The 1,491-nt window shown below is 46.7% G+C and carries 2 protein-coding genes; both read right to left on the reverse strand.

The genetic code is table 11. The annotated features are described in order from the left end of the window. Window positions 1-20 precede the first annotated feature (20 nt). Window positions 21-299 carry a hypothetical protein gene (locus tag QT974_RS31870; protein WP_333472375.1) on the reverse strand — a complete coding sequence of 93 codons (279 nt, stop codon included), beginning with the start codon at window positions 297-299 and terminating at the stop codon, window positions 21-23. After that, window positions 278-1,491: CHAP domain-containing protein (locus QT974_RS31875; protein ID WP_333472376.1), on the reverse strand; the 1,214-nt coding region annotated here is incomplete at its 5' end. The genes QT974_RS31870 and QT974_RS31875, both read right to left, overlap by 22 nt.

Consider the following 1,491-nt stretch of genomic DNA (forward strand, 5'->3'; position numbering starts at 1 on the left):
GAGTTCGCGATCGCCTGAAATTAATCGCTCTTTATAGGGATAATAGCGATCGCACGTTTTGACTTATTCCAAAAGTGCGATCGCAGGTTTGCCATCTGGTATAGATGAAGCGCGATCGACCGGCACGATGTCAAAAAGAGCGCTCGCCCGTCGCCAGTGAAAAAGTTGTAAAGGGCGATCGACCTTTTGACGCTAAAAGTGCGCTCGCCCTTCCCTGAGAAAAAGTTGTAAAGTGCGCTCGACCTTTCCATGCCAAAAAGAGGAATTACCTCAATTCCTATGCTAATTGGCTTTGCCAATTTATTGCATACTGTTTAATTTTCTCTGCCTCATCAATACCATTAACAATTCGACGTGCATTCAAGAAATCCACACGGTTGCCGGAAATATAATCATCAAGCTTAGCAGTTGTAAAAGTACCTCGCTTCATGCCATCGACCAGGATAAAGAGTGCAATATCCGGGCGCAGAACCAGATCCGGATTGTTCACCAGATCTATTCCCAGCAAATCCGAATATTTCTGATAATTGGACTTCCAAGTAAGCTGTACATAGCCCCGTCCGTAGAAGGGATAATACGATAGGTTTTGGCGGCGGTAGTTTTCTGCATTGGGTTCGCCCAAGTAATACGCTTCTCGCACAGGTTGAAAACTATTGTTCGTTTCGTGCTGAACAGTTGCGAGAATATAAGCTATTTGAGATTTAGAAGTGATACCTTGGCGATTAGCTTCGTTAACTATCGCCTGAATTGCTGCTTGTCTGTCACCACCCTGCCAATTAGGTAATTTTCCACTTACAGGCTGAGGCCTATTATTCGTAACAGGCGTAACAGGCGTAACAGTAGGAACCTGATAACCTACAGGTAAATAAACCGACTGTCCTACCTGCAAATTAAGCGCTTCAGCTTCGGTAAATGTACCGCCACCGACTTTTTGAATCTCACGCCAGCGGTTAGCATCCCCCAGCTCGCGTTTTGCAATGCCTGAGAGAGTATCACCCGATCGCACAATGTACTGCCGCTGCTTACCAGGTGTTGCAGGAGGTGCATTATAGGAATTTGTCTGAGCATTTTCCAGTCGCACAAATGACAGTCCAGCATACTGCGCTGGAGTCAGAATTCGTTCCTTAATCCCGCTACCAGTCGGCCAATTTGCCTCAGTAATCCGAACCCGTCCATCAGGATAAACTTCTTCCAAAAAGGCAACGTGACCTACACTTCCAGCATATTGAGTATTAGGCGGCCAAACTACCAGTCCTCGCGCCCCAGCAGTTGGTGTAGAAGTAATCGGCAAACCTACCTTCAGAGCATCGTTCCTCCACGCCCCAGCATTGCCCCTAAACAGAGCATTATTCTTGATAGCAGCGGGTAGCAAGCCAGTTTCCAGCATCCTTCCGTAAGCATACCAAGTGCATTGCCCCTGCCAGTTGTAAGCAAACGGGTTGACTGATCCATTACGGTAGTTAGCTGAATTAGAGTTAATTGGAACTTGCG

Origin of the sequence: Microcoleus sp. BM001215392 (assembly GCF_036700185.1) — a bacterium.
Taxonomy (GTDB): Bacteria; Cyanobacteriota; Cyanobacteriia; order Cyanobacteriales; family Microcoleaceae; genus Microcoleus.